The organism is uncultured Veillonella sp. (assembly GCF_905209685.1).
In the GTDB taxonomy this organism is placed as follows: domain Bacteria; phylum Bacillota; class Negativicutes; order Veillonellales; family Veillonellaceae; genus Veillonella.
This window is the reverse complement of the sequence record NZ_CAJLUB010000027.1, coordinates 1-16958: the sequence shown is the minus strand read 5'-3', so window position 1 is coordinate 16958 and position 16958 is coordinate 1. Positions and strand designations below refer to the sequence as shown.

14 protein-coding genes are annotated in these 16958 nt (G+C 39.7%); all 14 read left to right on the top strand.

Annotated elements, in window-relative coordinates; genetic code table 11:
* The coding region (locus QZ055_RS03705; RefSeq protein WP_295824718.1) for a diaminopropionate ammonia-lyase at positions 1-615 on the top strand (615 nt) is incomplete at its 5' end.
* A gap of 12 nt (positions 616-627) precedes the next feature.
* Positions 628-1938, top strand: a complete 1311-nt coding sequence (locus QZ055_RS03700) for a YgeY family selenium metabolism-linked hydrolase (protein WP_119208547.1) — start codon at positions 628-630, stop codon at positions 1936-1938.
* A 155-nt stretch (positions 1939-2093) separates the two neighbouring features.
* Positions 2094-3287, top strand: coding sequence for a knotted carbamoyltransferase YgeW (gene ygeW, locus QZ055_RS03695; protein ID WP_295780577.1), 1194 nt, complete (start codon positions 2094-2096; stop codon positions 3285-3287).
* A 69-nt stretch (positions 3288-3356) separates the two neighbouring features.
* The gene (gene arcC / locus QZ055_RS03690; RefSeq protein ID WP_105089456.1) at positions 3357-4292 is read left to right on the top strand and encodes a carbamate kinase; all 936 of its coding nucleotides are present in this window, start codon (positions 3357-3359) and stop codon (positions 4290-4292) included.
* A gap of 52 nt (positions 4293-4344) precedes the next feature.
* Positions 4345-5673: a putative aminohydrolase SsnA gene (gene ssnA, locus QZ055_RS03685; RefSeq protein WP_295792730.1), complete on the top strand. Its 1329-nt coding sequence runs from the start codon at positions 4345-4347 to the stop codon at positions 5671-5673.
* Between the two features lie 28 nt (positions 5674-5701).
* Positions 5702-7393 (top strand): selenate reductase, encoded by a 1692-nt coding sequence (locus tag QZ055_RS03680; protein ID WP_295824716.1) that lies wholly within the window; start codon positions 5702-5704, stop codon positions 7391-7393.
* Positions 7390-8739 (top strand): dihydropyrimidinase, encoded by a 1350-nt coding sequence (hydA, locus tag QZ055_RS03675; protein WP_295824714.1) that lies wholly within the window; start codon positions 7390-7392, stop codon positions 8737-8739. The genes QZ055_RS03680 and hydA overlap by 4 nt, the downstream gene beginning before the upstream one ends.
* A 17-nt stretch (positions 8740-8756) precedes the next feature.
* The gene (gene xdh / locus QZ055_RS03670) at positions 8757-11306 is read left to right on the top strand and encodes a selenium-dependent xanthine dehydrogenase (RefSeq protein ID WP_295824712.1); all 2550 of its coding nucleotides are present in this window, start codon (positions 8757-8759) and stop codon (positions 11304-11306) included.
* Between the two features lie 145 nt (positions 11307-11451).
* The gene (locus QZ055_RS03665) at positions 11452-12837 is read left to right on the top strand and encodes a nucleobase:cation symporter-2 family protein (protein ID WP_105085927.1); all 1386 of its coding nucleotides are present in this window, start codon (positions 11452-11454) and stop codon (positions 12835-12837) included.
* Between the two features lie 208 nt (positions 12838-13045).
* The gene (locus QZ055_RS03660; RefSeq protein ID WP_295824710.1) at positions 13046-14233 is read left to right on the top strand and encodes a RuBisCO large subunit C-terminal-like domain-containing protein; all 1188 of its coding nucleotides are present in this window, start codon (positions 13046-13048) and stop codon (positions 14231-14233) included.
* A gap of 109 nt (positions 14234-14342) precedes the next feature.
* A complete protein-coding gene (locus QZ055_RS03655) occupies positions 14343-15149 on the top strand; it encodes an MBL fold metallo-hydrolase (RefSeq protein WP_295824708.1) in 807 nt (268 codons plus the stop codon).
* A gap of 3 nt (positions 15150-15152) precedes the next feature.
* Positions 15153-15632 carry a 23S rRNA (pseudouridine(1915)-N(3))-methyltransferase RlmH gene (rlmH, locus tag QZ055_RS03650; protein ID WP_295824706.1) on the top strand — a complete coding sequence of 160 codons (480 nt, stop codon included), beginning with the start codon at positions 15153-15155 and terminating at the stop codon, positions 15630-15632.
* 202 nt (positions 15633-15834) lie between these two features.
* On the top strand, positions 15835-16290 hold the full coding sequence (locus QZ055_RS03645; protein ID WP_024065467.1) for a CBS domain-containing protein: 456 nt from the start codon (positions 15835-15837) through the stop codon (positions 16288-16290).
* Positions 16291-16453: 163 nt separating this feature from the next.
* Positions 16454-16958: trigger factor (locus tag QZ055_RS03640; RefSeq protein ID WP_295824703.1), on the top strand; the 505-nt coding region annotated here is incomplete at its 3' end.

The following is a 16958-nucleotide window of genomic DNA, read 5'->3' as shown; positions in this document are numbered from 1 at the left end:
GAAATTCCAAACTGGATCATGCAAGGCTATGGCACAATGGCTATGGAAACAGCAGAACAGTTAGAAGCTGCAAACTGCAAGGTACCAACTCATGTAGTGGTACAAGCTGGTGTAGGTTCTTTAGCAGGTTCTGTAGTAGGCTACTTTACTAATTTATATAGCAATGCAGCTAAGAAGCCTAAATTAGTAGTTGTAGAAGCTCAAGCAGCAGCTTGCTTATACAAAGGGGCTGTAGCTGATGATGGTAATCCTCGTATCGTTGAGGGTGATTTAGATACAATCATGGCAGGTTTAGCTTGTGGCGAACCAAATACAGTTTCTTGGGATATTTTAAGAAACCATGCGGATGTATTCGTATCTGCTCCTGATTGGGTAGCAAGACTTGGAATGCGCGTTGGTGGGGCACCAATTAAAGGTGACACACCAATTACGACCGGTGAATCTGGTGCAGTTCCATTAGGTCTTGTAACGGCAATTATGACAATGCCAGAATATGAAGACTTACGCAAGGAATTAGAATTAGATGCGTCTTCAAAGGTGCTCTGCTTCTCCACTGAAGGTGATACAGACCCTGAAAGATATAAAAACATTATGTGGTACGGTGAAGATCGTTAGGAGGCATTAATTATGGATTTACAAGCAATTAAACAAGCAGCAGCAACTTATGGACCAGCGATGACCAAGTTCTTACGTGAAATCGTAGCATTCCCTGGTGAAAGTGCAGAAGAAAAAGAACACGTTCAACGCATTGAAAAAGAAATGAAAGATCTTGGCTTTGACGAAGTTGAAGTAGACCCAATGGGTAACATTCTTGGTTACATGGGTACTGGTAAAACCCTAATTGCCTTCGACGCTCATATCGATACTGTAGGTATTGGTAATCGCGATAACTGGAACTTCGATCCTTATGAAGGTTTCGAAGATGAAACTAAAATCGGTGGTCGTGGTGTATCCGACCAATTAGGTGGTATCGTATCCGCTGTATACGGTGCTAAAATCATGAAAGACTTAGGTCTTTTAAGTGATAAATATCGCGTACTTGTTGTAGGTACAGTTCAAGAAGAAGACTGCGATGGCCTTTGCTGGGAATACATGATTAAAGAACGTAATATTCGTCCTGAATTCGTAGTATCCACTGAACCAACTGACGGTGGTATCTACCGTGGTCAACGTGGCCGTATGGAAATCCGCGTAGACGTACAAGGCGTATCTTGCCATGGTTCCGCTCCTGAACGCGGTGACAACGCAATCTACAAGATGGCTGACATCCTTCAAGATATCCGTGAATTGAATGCTAACTCTGCTGATGAAAGCACAAAAATTAAAGGTCTTGTTAAAATGCTTGACCCTAAATTCAATCCTGACCACTACGAAGAAGCTCGCTTCTTAGGTCGCGGTACTGTAACTACTTCCCAAATCTTCTACACTTCCCCAAGCCGTTGTGCAGTAGCTGACTCTTGCTCCGTTTCCTTAGACCGTCGTATGACAGCTGGTGAAACATGGCAATCCTGCTTGGCTGAAATCGAAGCTTTACCACATGTTAAAGAATATGGTGCAAAAGTATCCATGTACGAATATGCTCGTCCATCCTGGACTGGTTTAACATATCCAATCGAATGCTACTTCCCAACTTGGGTAATTCCTAAAGATCACAAAGTAACAGAAGCTTTGGAAGAAGCATACACTAGCTTGTATGGTAACGAACGTATCGGCGCTGAAGACACAGTTGAAATGCGTAAAGCTCGCCCATTGACTGATAAATGGACATTCTCCACTAATGGCGTATCCATCATGGGTCGTAATGGTATCCCTTGCATCGGCTTCGGTCCTGGCGCAGAAGCACAAGCACATGCTCCTAACGAAATCACATGGAAACAAGACCTTGTAACATGTGCAGCTGTATATGCATTATTACCATCCGTATACTGCAAAGACTAATATCATATACATTGAATTAGATCTATTTAAAATGGACATCATTAGAACATAGTTCATAACTACAAATTTAATACGGTACCTCACCATATGATGAGGTACCGAATAAAGTTAGATTCTAAGTAGCCCTTTAGGGAATTGAAAGAGAGGACTTACAGATGACAGACTTCAATAAAAGTATTGAAACTTTAAAAGGCTTAGACGTTAGCAAAATGTACGGCGAAGATTTCTTCCTTACATGGGAAAAATCTGAAGATGAATTAAAAGGTGTTTGGGCAGTAGCTGATGCGTTACGTGCTCTTAGAGAACGCAATATTTCCACTAAAGTATTCGACAGCGGCCTAGGCATTTCCTTATTCCGTGATAACTCCACAAGAACTCGCTTCTCCTTTGCTTCCGCTTGTAACCTTTTAGGTTTAGAAGTTCAAGACTTGGATGAAGGTAAATCCCAAATCGCTCACGGTGAAACAGTTCGTGAAACAGCTAACATGATTTCCTTCATGGCTGACGTTATCGGTATCCGCGATGATATGTACATCGGTAAAGGTAATGCTTACATGCATCAAGTATCCGATGCAGTAAAAGAAGGTCACGAAGATGGCGTATTAGAACAACGTCCTACACTTGTAAACTTACAATGCGATATCGATCATCCAACACAAATCATGGCTGATGCAGCTCATATTATCAAAGAATTTGGTGGTGTAGAAAACCTTAAAGGTAAAAAAATTGCTATGACTTGGGCGTACTCTCCATCTTATGGTAAACCTTTATCCGTACCTCAAGGTGCTATTGGTTTATTCACTCGTCTAGGTATGGAAGTTGTATTAGCACATCCAGAAGGCTACGAAGTAATGCCGGAAGTTGAAGAAATTGCTAAGAAACAAGCTGAAGAAAGCGGCGGTTCCTTCCGTAGAACTAACGACATGAAGGACGCTTTCAAAGATGCAGATATCGTATATCCTAAGAGCTGGGCTCCATTTGGTGCGATGGAAAAACGTACGAAACTATATGGCGAAAACGACCATGAAGGCATTAAAGCATTAGAAAAAGTTCTTCTTGAAGAAAATGGTAAACATAAAGATTGGGCATGTACTGAAGAGATGATGAGTCTCACTAAAGACGGTAAAGCTCTTTACTTACATTGCTTACCAGCAGATATTACAGGTGTAAGTTGTGAAGAAGGCGAAGTAGACGCAACAGTATTCGATCGCTATCGTATACCTCTTTATAAAGAAGCAAGCTACAAACCATATGTTATTGCAGCTATGATCTTCTTAAGCAAATTTAAGAATCCTGTAGAAACCTTAAAAGAATTAGAGCGGAAGGGAACTGACCGAGTTCAACCGTAAAGTAAAGTTTAGGGGCCATCCGTGATGATGGCTCCTTTTTATTCTAAATAGTTTGTTATGAGGCATAACATGAAAAAAAGAGTTGTAGTAGCATTAGGCGGGAATGCATTAGGTAATTCCCTTCCAGAACAAAAAATTGCCGTAAAAAGTACAGCTAAAACAATTATTGATTTAGTAGAAGCTAATTGTGATGTAGTAGTAACGCATGGCAATGGTCCTCAAATCGGTATGATCAACAATGCGATGGCTGCATTGACACGTGAAGTAAAAGGTCAACCAAATACACCATTGTCTGTATGTGTGGCTATGAGCCAAGCATATATTGGATATGACTTACAAAATGCGCTTCACGAAGAATTGTTAAATCGTGGTATTGAACATTTGCCAACCATGACAATGGTTACGCAAGTATTAGTTGATCAAAATGACCCTGGTTTTAAAAATCCTACAAAACCAATTGGTCACTTTATGACTAAAGAAGAAGCTGAATATGCAGAAAAAAATTACGATTATGTTGTAAAAGAAGATGCTGGCCGCGGTTATCGCCGTGTAGTAGCATCCCCAGCACCTAAAGAAATTATCGAAATCGAAGCGATTAAAGGCTTAGTAGGTAAACAATTAATCGTTGCTTGTGGCGGTGGCGGTATCCCTGTAACTAGAGAAGGTAATGAACTTCATGGTGCAGCAGCCGTTATTGATAAAGACTGGACTAGTAGCTTGTTAGCACAAGAAATTGATGCTGATGTACTTGTTATCTTAACAGCGGTTGAAAAAGTAGCCATTAATTTTGGTAAAGAAAATGAAAAGTGGCTTGATGAAATCACAGTTGCAGAAGCTAAAGAATATGCAGCAGCAGGTGAATTCGCAGAAGGTTCTATGAAACCAAAAGTAGAAGCTGCCATTGCATTTGCAGAATCTAAAAAAGGCCGTGTTTCCATTATCACATTATTAGAAAAATCTAAGGATGGTATAGCAGGAAAAACAGGTACGCGTATAGTATTATAATAATATATAGATTTATAAGTATGCATCCAACGATTCGTTGGGGAGGTGCCCTATGATTATATTAGGAAAAGGTACTGTAATTACTCGCGATACTGATAGACCTATCATTTATGATGGCGCTGTTGTTATTGACGGAACTCAGATTATTGATATTGGCGCATATGATGAATTATGCAAAACATATAAAGAGGCTGAAGTTATTGATGCTCATGGCGGTTTGATTATGCCAGGCTTTATTAATGCACATCATCATATTTATTCCGCTCTTGCACGAGGCTTATCCTTACCAGGTCCAGCACCAACAAACTTTGGTGAAATTTTAGAAGGCCTATGGTTCTATTTAGATAATAAGCTGACAGCTCCAGATGTGAAGGCAAGCGCATTACTTACATATTTAGGTTGTATCGAAAATGGTGTAACTACTATTTTTGACCACCATGCAAGTTATGGCGAAACAGTTAATAGCCTATCTATTATTGCAGATGTAGCAAAACAGTTTGGTGTTCGCTCTTGTTTGTGCTACGAAGTGTCTGACCGTAACGGTGTTGATCAGATGAAAGCCGCTGTTGCAGAAAATGTACGTTTTGGTAAAGAGGCTAAAAAAGATCCATCTAGACTCGCTGCTATGATGGGCTTACATGCATCCTTTACATTAAGTCCTGAAACATTAGATTATGTGAAAGCACAAAATGAAGACAAGTTAGGATATCACGTTCATGTTGCTGAAGGCCCAGAAGATGTGGCAGATAGTAAAGAAAAATATGGCATGACACCTGTAAGACGACTTGTAGAAGCTGGTATTTTAGGACCTAAGAGTATAGCTGGTCACTGCGTACACGTAACTGATCAAGATGTGGAATTATTAAAAGAATCTCAAGCTAAGGTTGTTCATAACCCTGAAAGTAACATGGGTAATGCAGTAGGCACAACAGATATCTTGAAGCTTTTAGGTGCAGGTATCACAGTTGGCCTTGGTACAGATGGCTATACAAATGACATGCTCGAATCCTACAAAGTTGCAAATTGTCTTGTAAAACATGAGCAACATAAACCATATGTAGGCTGGGGAGAAGTTCCTCATATGCTATTTGAAAACAACCGTAAAATGGCGAATGAATTCTTTGATACTACAGTAGGCATCCTTAAAAAAGGTGCTGCAGCTGACGTAATCGTTCTTGATTACGCAGCACCAACACCACTTGATGAAAATAACATCAATGGTCACTTATTATTCGGTGCTAATGGTATGTATGTGGTAACAACTATTAGTGATGGTGTACCACGTATGATTGACCGTAAATTACAAGGCATCGACAAAGCTGAAGTAATGAACGAAGTTTTAGCAACATCTAAAGGTTTATGGAAACGACTAAACCCATAACGCAAGCGCTTTAAAGGAGTGTGACATTATGAGTGACATTATGTATCCGGTAAGTTTCGGAAAATTGATGAACCACATTATGACTGAGTACAAGATGTATAATCGTATTTACAATGTAAATAAAATTCATCGTATCAATCATAAACAACGTTTACCAATGTTTGGTAAATCTATTGAAAATCCTGTAGGCCCAGCAGCAGGTCCTAATACACAGTTGGCACAAAACATTGTGGCATCTTATGTAGCAGGTGCTCGTTGCATCGAATTAAAAACTGTACAAATTATGTACGGCGAAGAACTAGGTATTCCTAGACCTTGTATCTACTCTGTAGACGAAACATACAACGTAGAATGGTCTTCTGAATATAGCTGTGATGAAGCTGCTGATGAATATATCAAAGCATGGTTCGCTTTAAAATTAATCTCTAAAGAATTAGGATTAGGCGATCCAGATGGTTTCCTATTCATCATGAGTGTTGGTTACAACTTGGCTGGTATTAAGAGCCCAATGGTTGATAAATTTATCAACACAATGCGCAGTGCATCTCAATCTCCTATGTGGGATACTTGTAAACAATGGTGCCTTGACCATGTAGATGAATTTGAACATATCGATGCTGATTATATCAACTCAATTAGTGATGAACTTTGCCAAGCAATTACATTGTCCACAATGCACGGTTGCCCAGCAGAAGAAATCGAATCGATTTGTTCTTACCTTATCAGTGAAAAAGGCCTTCATTTATACTTGAAATGCAATCCTACATTGTTAGGTCCAAAACGCATTAGAGAGTTATTAGATAATGCAGGCTTTGAATATATTGACTTTGAAAATCACCAATTCGAAGTTGACCTTCAATTTGATAAAGCTGTTCCAATGTTAGAACGTCTTATCGCTCTTGGTGAAAAACACAACAAGATCTTTGGCGTTAAATTGACAAATACATTCCCTGTACAAATTCACAACAATGAATTGCCAGGTGAGCAAATGTACATGTCTGGTAAATCCTTGTTACCTGTAACAATTGGGGTAGCTGAGCTCTTAAGTGCTCAATTCGGCGAACGCTTACCAATGTCTTACAGCGGTGGCGCTGTAAAACAAAATATCAAAGCTATCTTTGATTGTGGTATCTGGCCTGTAACAGTATGTACAATTCTTCTTCAAGGTGAAGGCTACAATACATTTAAAGGTTTAGCCGATGAAGTAGAATCTACTGATTACAACGCTGCTTTGAAAGTACATAAAGATCTAATCGCTAAACTTGCTAAAGATATTAGTGAAAATAAAATCTTCAAGAAGAGCGACGCAATGAAGAAAAAACGTGAAGCAATGCCATCCTTCCCAGGTACACGTAGTTCTGATTATCACTGCCGTGTAACATGTGGCTCTTGTGTTCGCGTATGTCCTAATAGATGTAATGAAGTCGTTACTGTAAATGATGCTAAATTGATTATCCATATTGATCAAAGCTGTAATGAATGTGGTAACTGTGCATGTCATTGCGTAGAACCTTGTCAACCATACAAGGATCGCATTACATTCTTCCACAATGCCGAAGCTTTAGCAGATAGTACAAATGATGGATTCTACATCACAGGCACTAGCTGTGGTTATCGCTTCAAAGGGGAAGAAGCCGTATGTGACATCGATGCATTACCTGAAGAATTGAAAGGAGTCGTACATGCCTTCTGTAAAGAGCATGTGTACTATGTATCATGATTATCATACAACAAGGGGACTTGGTCTTAACTGATCGAATCCTTACCGGAGATTTACTTATCGATGGCGACAAAATTGTCGCCATTGATGAACACCTTTCTGTTCCAGAAGGTGCTGAAGTTATTAATGCAAAAGGTTGCTATGTATTCCCTGGATTTATAGATCCTCATACACACTTTCAGATGACAAATGCCTTAGCGTCTACTGCGGATGATTTTGATAGTGGCACAAAGGCTGCTATCCTTGGCGGGACTACTTCAATTATCAATTTTGCTTCTCCTGAGGAAGGCTCCCTTTGTAAAGGCTTAGAAGTTCACAAGGAGCGTGCCGCAGGGCATTGCTCCTGTGACTACAAATTCCATATGGAGCTTGTAGAAATGAATGATACTGTGGCCAGTGAAATCCCAAAAGTGGTTGAAGCTGGTGTATCATCCTTTAAGGTATATTTAGCTTATGGCTTCCGTTTAACGGACCGTGAGATTTATGACGCTATTGAAGCTATAAAACCAACAGGCGCACTTGTAGGAGCTCACTGTGAAACTGGGGATCTCATCGATGCACTCGTAGCTGATAAGCGTAAGCGCGGTGAATTAGATGTAAGCAATCATCCACTCACAAGACCTGCCATGATTGAATCGGAAGCGATTAAGCGCTTTAGTACAATCGGTGCTGCATTAGACTATCCTGTACATATTGTTCATGTAAGTTCTAAAGAGGGCTTAGAAGAGGTTGTTCGGGAACGAAACTTAGGACATAAAGTGACTTGTGAAACTTGCCCACAATATTTGGTACTTGATGAATCACGATATACGTTGCCTGATTTTGAAGGTGTTAAATATGTGATGAGTCCACCGCTGAGAACGATACAAGATCAAATGGCATTAAAGGATGCATTAGTAAATGGTCTATTCCAAACGATTGGTTCTGATCATTGTAGCTTTACCTTTAATGATCAAAAATTAAAGAGTCGACATGATTTTACCCGTATTCCTGGAGGTATTCCAGGCGCAGAGGAACGGGGCATCATCGCTTATGATGTGTTGGTAAATCAATGCAATATGAGTGCTGTAGATTTTATGAAATTAGTTAGTGAAAACCCTGCCAAGCTTTACGGTATGTATCCGAAGAAGGGCACGTTAGCCGTTGGCAGCGATGGGGATATTACAATTGTTGATAAGCGCATTGAGCATGTGCTTTCAAAAGAGTCCGCCCATACAAAGGCTGACTATATACCTTATGAGGGCATATCCGTAACAGGTAAAGTTCGAGATGTAATCCTTAGAGGTCACCATGTGGTACAAGATGGATCCTTATTAGAATCATATCTTGGTGAATGTATTCCTTAATGAGAGGAGGGCTATATATGTACCGCTTTCAAGTGAATGGCACCCAACATGAGGTTCAAGAGGATCAACGTTTAATTGATTTCTTGAGAGCTGATTTGAAATTGACGGGCACTAAAGAAGGTTGTAGTGCTGGTGCTTGTGGTACGTGTACAGTAATTATAGACGGAAAAAAAGCAAAGGCTTGTGTAACTAAATTATCCCAATTAGATGGTAAATCAGTCGTAACAATTGAGGGCCTATCTGAACGGGAAAAAGCGGTATACACCTATGCTTTTGGTGAATGCGGAGCGGTGCAGTGTGGTTTCTGTATCCCAGGTATGATTATTAGTGCAAAAGTTTTGATTGATGAAAATAATGACCCTACACCTGACGATGTTAAAAAAGCTATTTTAGGTAATATCTGTCGTTGTACTGGTTATGTGAAAATCGAAGAAGGCATTATGCTGGCAGCAAAAATGTTCCGTGAGAACTTACCAGTTCCTGAAAAGGATACAAATGGTAATGTAGGTGCTCGTTTACACCGCGTTGATGCGGAGGAAAAAGCACTTGGTACTGGAAAATATGCTGACGATATCCATATGGATGGCATGATTTACGCAAAAGCGTTGCGTTCTAAATACCCTCGTGCTAGAGTCGATCGCGTTGATGTGTCTAAAGCACTTGCACATCCTAAGTGTGTAACGGCTTTGACTGCTAAAGATGTACCATTCAATAAGACTGGTCACTTAGTGCCAGACTGGGATGTACTCATCGCAGAAGGTGATAATACTCGCTATGTTGGCGATGCAATTGCATTAGTAGCAACTACAGAAAAGAAATATTTGGACGAAGTTCTTGCTCTCGTTGAAGTTGATTATACAGAGTTAGAGCCTGTAGTAGACCCATTAGAAGCATTGAAACCGGATGCACCTCAATTACATCCAAATGGAAATGTATTGACTCGCCAAACATTATCTCGTGGTGATGTAGATAAGGCTATTGCTGAGGCCGCATTTGTTGTAACAAATCACTATTCCACACCTCAAACAGATCATGCATTCATGGAACCTGAATGTGCTGTAGCATATCGTGAAGGCGATGTAATTCATTTACATTCCGGTAGCCAAAATGTTTACGATGATCGTCATGAAGTATCTCGTATGCTTGGCATTCCTGAGGAATCTGTAAAGGTTCATAGTATGCTTGTAGGTGGTGGCTTTGGTGGTAAAGAGGACATGAGCGTACAGCATCATGCATCTCTTGTAGCTTGGCTCACAGGCAAACCAACTAAGGTTCTCTTCTCCCGTCAAGAAAGTCTTAATATTCATCCTAAACGACATGCGATGGAAATGGATATTACTACTGCTTGTGACGCAGAAGGTAACTTGGTAGCAAGTAAGGTGAACATCGTATCTAACTGTGGTGCATATGCATCCTTAGGTGGTCCTGTACTTCAACGTGCAGGTACACACTCTTGTGGTCCTTACAAATTTGATAACTTTGCCTTTGATGGTGTTTGCGTTTACACAAATACAGTTCCTGGTGGTGCATTCCGCGGGTTCGGTGTAACACAAACTATCTTTGGTCAAGAACAAAACATTGATGAATTAGCTGCATTGGTAGGCATGGATCCTTGGGAATTCCGTTATAAAAACGTTGTTCGCCCTAGTGATTCCTTACCGAATGGTCAAATTTGTTCCGAAGAAACTGCATTAGCAGAATGTTTGGAAGCCGTAAAAGATGCGTATTATGCATCTGATCGTACAGGCCTTGCAGTATGCTTGAAAAATAGTGGTATCGGTGTAGGTTTACCTGATACTGGTCGCGTTATCTTAGAAGTACGTGATGGTAAAGTTCGTATCCGTACTGGTGCAGCATGTATCGGTCAAGGTATGGCGACTATGGCTACTCAAGTGCTTTGTGAAACAACTGGCTTAACAGCGGATAAAGTATTTGTGGAACGTCCAGATACGGTACGTACACCAGACTCTGGTACAACTACTGCATCCCGTCAAACAGTATTCACTGGTGAAGCAACGCGTCAAGCAAGTCTTCGCTTGAAAGAAATGTTAGAAACTAAGACCTTAGAAGAATTGAATGGTGTAGAAATTTATGAAGAGTTCCTTGGTGAAACTGATCCATTCAACTCCGATAAACCACATCCAAAAAATCACGTTGCTTACGGTTATGGTGCATGTGTAGCTAGAATTGGTGAAGATAATAAAGTTGCTGAACTACATGTAGCATACGATGTAGGTCGTGTTGTAAATCCTCAATCTTGTGCTGGGCAAGCCGAAGGCGGTGCTATCATGGGTATGGGCTATGCAGTTACAGAAGACTTCCCTTATAAAGATGGATATGTAACAGCTAAATATGGCACATTAGGTCTTCTTAGAGCCACACAATGTCCTCCAATTCATGTAAGCCTTATTGAAAAGGGGACACCAGAACAATATGCATATGGCGCTAAGGGTATTGGCGAAATCTCTAGTATCCCTATTGCACCAGCTATTGCAAATGCATATCGTCGTATCGACGGAGAACCACGTAGGTCCTTGCCGATTCAACATACAGGTTATAAAAAATAGAATATTTGCTTAATGGGTAGGGGCTACGGCCCCTGTCCATCAAGGTTCCCACGTGAAGTCTATGAGATTTTTAAACTCTATCAAGTACGATAGTATGACTATATTATTTACTAGTAACTAAAACGTAAGATATGAGGTGATTCTTATGAGTAAAGGTGTATCTGGTGTCAACCATGTAGATGGTATGCTGCCAATCCCGCAATTATTTGCTTATGGTTTACAGCACGTGTTAGCCATGTATGCTGGTGCCGTAGCGGTACCAATCATTATTGCGCAAGCCATGCATTTGCCAATTGAAGATTTAATTCGTTTGATCACAGCCGATTTGTTCACATGTGGTGTAGCTACATTGATTCAAACATTAGGCTTTGGTCCTGTTGGTGGTCGTATTCCTCTTATTCAAGGTGTAACATTTGCTTCTGTAGGTCCAATGATCCTGATTGGTCAACAGCATGATATTAATACCATTTATGGTGCTATTATCGTAGCCGGGCTGTTTACATTTGTTGTAGCACCATTCTTTAGCCGTTTGATTCGTCTATTCCCGCCTGTAGTAACAGGTACCATCATTACTATTATTGGTATTAACTTGATGCCAGTAGCGGTTAACTGGATGGGTGGCGGCGTAGGTAACAAAAACTTCGGCGATCCACTATACATAGCTCTTGGTGTAGCTACATTTATTCTCGTTATTTTGACATATCGATTTGGTAAAGGGTTCCTTGGTAATCTGGCTATTTTGGTAGGGCTTATCCTCGGTACTGCTCTAGCTATGATTTGTGGTATTACTGACTTCTCTGAAGTAGGTCGTTCTCAATGGATTTCCGTTGTAACACCATTCTACTTTGGCATGCCTACCTTTGATTTTGCATCTATTATTTCTATGATCATTGTAATGCTTGTAGTTATGGTAGAAACAACAGGTGATAGTATTGCGGTTGGTGAAATCGTAGACAAACCTATCGGCCAAAAAGAATTGGCTGCAGTGCTTCGCGCTGATGGTTTATCCACTTTAATTGGTGGTATCCTTAATAGCTTCCCTTACACTGCATTTGCTCAAAACGTTGGTCTTATTGCTGTAACACGTGTAAAAAGTCGCTTCGTTGTAGCCGCATCTGGTGTAATCTTGATTTTATTAGGTTTATTCCCTAAGTTAGCAGCTATTGTAGCTTGTATCCCAAATGCTGTATTAGGCGGTGCAGGTATCGCAATGTTTGGTATGATTATTGCCAGCGGTATTCGCTCCCTTGGTAAAGTTAACTTCGATGGTAACTACAACTTGATGCTCGTAGCAATTAGTATTGGGGTATCCATGATTCCATTGGCAGCGCCTCAATTCTATGCTCACTTCCCAGCTTGGGCACAAATTCTTTTGAAATCTGGTATCACAGCTGGTAGTATCGTAGCCGTTCTTTTGAATGTAGTATTCAATGGCTTCGGTTATAAAACAGTTAATGAACCTAACCGTGCAACACGTAAATATCGTCACTTCACACGATTCAAAGGTTATCCTAAACATTTCTATCAATAAGATATAGTTAAATTAATTAATTCTCATACGATTACATGTATTGTCTCTCACGGTAGAAACCTTGTTTATATAGGTAAAAAATCTATATACATGTTTTCGCTCTTTCCAAAAGGTCTCACTCTAGTTTTAGAGTGGGGCCTTTTTTTGTATGGAATCGTGTACTACTTTGGTATATAATTAAATAATATTATTGCAAAGGAGACGCATTATGAAAGACGAGCGATTTATAGTTACGTATCGAATAGAAGCAAGTTCGTATGAAGAGGCAAAGGCCATTGCCTGGGCTGTTCAGGTAGAACAAACCATAGAGTTTCCTTATGAGTTTGTAACGGATCCGTACATTAAAGGCACTATCACTGGCAGATTGGAGTCCTTAGAACCTATGAGTTCTGATTCTACATATGCCAATGTAGGGGTTATGCCTAATGTTACGATAAATCCGTCTCATTACTATGTGGCTCGTATTTCCTATCTTGTAGATACAACAGCGCTAGAAGCAACGCAATTCTTAAACGTAGTCTTTGGTAACTCATCGTTACAACCACATATTTGGGTAGTTGATATTGAACTCTGTCCAACTTTATATGATGTATTTAAAGGCCCTCAATTTGGCTTGCAAGGACTTCGTCAATTGGTTGAAACGCCAACGCGTCCTATGATTCAGGCCGTAGTAAAACCTATGGGAACACCGAATGAAGAGCTCGCTCGTATGTGCGGTGCTTATACACGTGGTGGGGCAGATGTTATTAAAGATGACCACGGTATTTCTAATCAGTCATTCTCTCAATTTAAAGATCGTGTACAACGATGTGCTGCCACGGTGCGTGAAATGAATGAAGCCCATGGTACACATACATTATATGCAGCTAATGTGTCTGGTGATGGTACAGACGTAATAGAGCGAGCTTATTTTGCAAAAGATGCAGGTGCTACAGCTCTTATGGTGGCTTCCGGTCTTGTGGGATTTGGATGGCTTCATAAATTAGCAAATGATGAAAAGTTAGGCTTACCAATCATTCATCATCCTGCTTACTCTGGTGGCTTTATGAGCCCTGGTGTATCTGGTATTGCCGACTATTTGCAATTGGGATTGTTACCACGTATCTTTGGTGCAGATATGCCTATCTTTGTATCCTATGGTGGACGTTTTACTTTCACCGAAGATCAATGTAAGAGAATTTCCTCTTATATTAAACATCCATTTGGATTGATGAAAGCAGCCTGTCCAGCACCGGGTGGTGGTGTAACCGATGCTCGTCTCAATGAACTGGTAGAATTATACGGTAATGATACGATGTTCCTTGTAGGGGGTGATATGTTCCGTAGAGGCCCAGATATCGAGTCTAATATGGCTTACTTTGTAGAGCGTTTGTCTGACTTATCTGAAAGCAAGTAATGATAGTTTACGGTTACATAACTTAATATAATAGTTATATCGAATAACTAAGTCACTGACTTTCACAAAAATATGTAAAGAATTATGATTTAGTATATGGAGTGTTTTGATGAGTGAATCCTCACCGTTGGAGGTCCATGTTCTTGCTAGTGGTAGCAAAGGCAATTGTACAGTAATAAAAAAAGGGAACTCCGTCATATTGCACGATGTGGGCATTAGTTGTCGACGTATCGTCAATGGTTTAAAAGAATTGCATATCGATATGGCACAGGTAGAGGGCATTTTTATCAGTCATGAACATAGTGATCATATTGCAGGTCTTCAACAATTGTTGAAACGTTTTGATATCCCTGTATATACGAAACAAGGGACGTGGCGTGAAATTCAAGATAAGTTAATTGTGCCAAAGAACCAATTAATCGAATTGACTAAGGGGAGCCTCTCTCTTGGCAATCTTGTAGTCGAGTCATTTGGCGTTAGTCATGATGCGGCTGATCCAATAGGTATTAATGTATTTGCTGGAAAAGATAAGGCTACTGTCGTTACCGATACGGGTGTAATTTCTGATAGTATCTTACATCGTATGGATGATACAACTCTGTTAGTGCTAGAAGCTAATTATGATCCTCATATGTTACGGTTTGGTCCTTATCAACCATTTTTAAAACAACGTGTTGCTAGCGATGAAGGCCATTTAAGCAATGAAATGGCTGCTCAAGCTTTGCTCATGATGAATCGACCTGATTTCATGCAAGTTATTTTGGCCCATCGTTCTGAAAATAACAATAATGCCGTCCTTGTTACGCAAACGATAGGACAGATGCTCGTAGATGGTGGCGTTCGCATTGGACCGGAAATGAAGTTGCAACATGGACAACCTAATGAAATTGTGTCTATGCAATCTGTAAAGAGGTAGAGTATGAGATTTTATGTAGTTTGTATTGGCAAGTTAAAAGACGCTTACTTGCGCGATGGGGTAGCAGAATTTGTAAAACGTATGCGTCCATACGGGGGCATTACGATTACAGAATTAAATGAAAGTAAAATTGGAGACAAACCAAGTGATGCAGATCGTAAACAAGTCGTTGCAGAAGAAGGGGAACGTTTATTAAAAGCTGTTCCAAAGAATGCTTATACAGTGTTGTTAGATGTGTACGGTAAAACGATGTCCTCTGAAGACTTGGCCAAAACAATAGCTAAACTAGAAGTCGATGGTATAAGTGATATGGCGTTCATCATTGGCGGTGCTTTTGGAGTAAGCGATGAGTTGCGCAAGTCCGTGAATTATAAATTATCCTTTAGTCCTATGACATTTACCCATCAAATGGTACGCTTATTACTAGTAGAGCAAATTTATAGAGCATCTAAAATTAATCGCAATGAACCATATCATTGGTGATGTAGTTAATTTAAATAGATTGTATCTCTTGAATAAATAATATAATTATGATGAGGGTAGATTGATTTAGTATCAGTATAAGAAATACTATTAGAATAGACTTACAAATTATTTATATAATGTTCTTATAAAAAAAGGAGTTTTATTATATTATGTCGAATAGTATAATAAAGCAAGATGTATTTGTAAGGAGGAATTCACTATGAAAATCCAAGAAGTAATGAATAAATACCCTGTTACTGTTGGCAAAGATGCGCCAATTTCTGATGTAGCTGATTTGTTGGTAAAATATAATTTAACAGCTGTTTCCGTAGTGGATGACAACAATAAATTATTAGGTATTATTTCTGAAGGCGATTTGCTTTACAAAAAAGTACGTCCTCATGTACCTCACTATGTAAATGTATTAGGCGCTAGTATCTATTACAATGGCATTGGCGAATATAATGCGCAATTCAAAAAATTGTTAGCATCTCACGTTCATGAGTTGATGACTGACGAAGTTATTACAACTACACCGGATAAAGATGTAGAGGAAATTGTATCTGTTATGCTTGATCAACATTTGAAAAATGTTCCTGTTGTAGATAAGGATTACCATTTGATTGGTATCTTGTCTCGTCGTGACATTATCAAATTGATTGCTAAAGATAACTAATTCGCATAATTATGTAGAACATAGAAAGACCACCCATTTCGGGGTGGTCTTTTAGTGTAAATTGAGAAGAATTGCATTGACTTTGCATTTATGTTATTATTAGGAGTGCATAATATACTACAGAAATTTGGGCGTATTGCCCTTCGAGGAGGACATATTTTAAATGAAAGCAACTGTAAATCCTGTTGATCAACACGTAGTAACGTTAACTATTGAAGTACCTGCAGCAGAAGTAGATAAAGGCATTAAGCAAGCTGTAAAACGCATTGCAAGTCAAGTAAACATTCCTGGCTTCCGTAAAGGTCATGCACCTCGCCGTATTTTGGAAATGAACTTCGGCAAAGACGCTATCATGGAAGAAGCATTCGAAGTATTGGCTAGCCAAAACTACAGTGCTGCACTTCGTGAAAACGATATCGTTCCTGTATCTGAACCAGAAATCGAACGCGAACAATTCGAAGAAGGTAAAGACTTGATTTTCAAAGCTACTGTAACTAAACGCCCTGAAGTTAAACTTGGCGACTACAAAGGCTTAGAAGCTGAAAAACAAGATGCTACAGTAACTGATGAACAAATCGAAGAACAATTGAACAACATCCGTGAACAACAAGCAAAAATGGTTGTTGCTGAAGAAGGCGCTACAATTCAAAAAGACGACTTCGCAGTAA

What these genes read in the sequence shown, in the direction of transcription:
- QZ055_RS03700 (WP_119208547.1), top strand. Translation starts at nt 628, where the DNA reads ATGGATTTACAAGCAATTAAACAAGCAGCAGCAACTTATGGACCAGCG.
- ygeW (WP_295780577.1), top strand. Translation starts at nt 2,094, where the DNA reads ATGACAGACTTCAATAAAAGTATTGAAACTTTAAAAGGCTTAGACGTT.
- arcC (WP_105089456.1), top strand. Translation starts at nt 3,357, where the DNA reads ATGAAAAAAAGAGTTGTAGTAGCATTAGGCGGGAATGCATTAGGTAAT.
- ssnA (WP_295792730.1), top strand. Translation starts at nt 4,345, where the DNA reads ATGATTATATTAGGAAAAGGTACTGTAATTACTCGCGATACTGATAGA.
- QZ055_RS03680 (WP_295824716.1), top strand. Translation starts at nt 5,702, where the DNA reads ATGAGTGACATTATGTATCCGGTAAGTTTCGGAAAATTGATGAACCAC.
- hydA (WP_295824714.1), top strand. Translation starts at nt 7,390, where the DNA reads ATGATTATCATACAACAAGGGGACTTGGTCTTAACTGATCGAATCCTT.
- xdh (WP_295824712.1), top strand. Translation starts at nt 8,757, where the DNA reads ATGTACCGCTTTCAAGTGAATGGCACCCAACATGAGGTTCAAGAGGAT.
- QZ055_RS03665 (WP_105085927.1), top strand. Translation starts at nt 11,452, where the DNA reads ATGAGTAAAGGTGTATCTGGTGTCAACCATGTAGATGGTATGCTGCCA.
- QZ055_RS03660 (WP_295824710.1), top strand. Translation starts at nt 13,046, where the DNA reads ATGAAAGACGAGCGATTTATAGTTACGTATCGAATAGAAGCAAGTTCG.
- QZ055_RS03655 (WP_295824708.1), top strand. Translation starts at nt 14,343, where the DNA reads ATGAGTGAATCCTCACCGTTGGAGGTCCATGTTCTTGCTAGTGGTAGC.
- rlmH (WP_295824706.1), top strand. Translation starts at nt 15,153, where the DNA reads ATGAGATTTTATGTAGTTTGTATTGGCAAGTTAAAAGACGCTTACTTG.
- QZ055_RS03645 (WP_024065467.1), top strand. Translation starts at nt 15,835, where the DNA reads ATGAAAATCCAAGAAGTAATGAATAAATACCCTGTTACTGTTGGCAAA.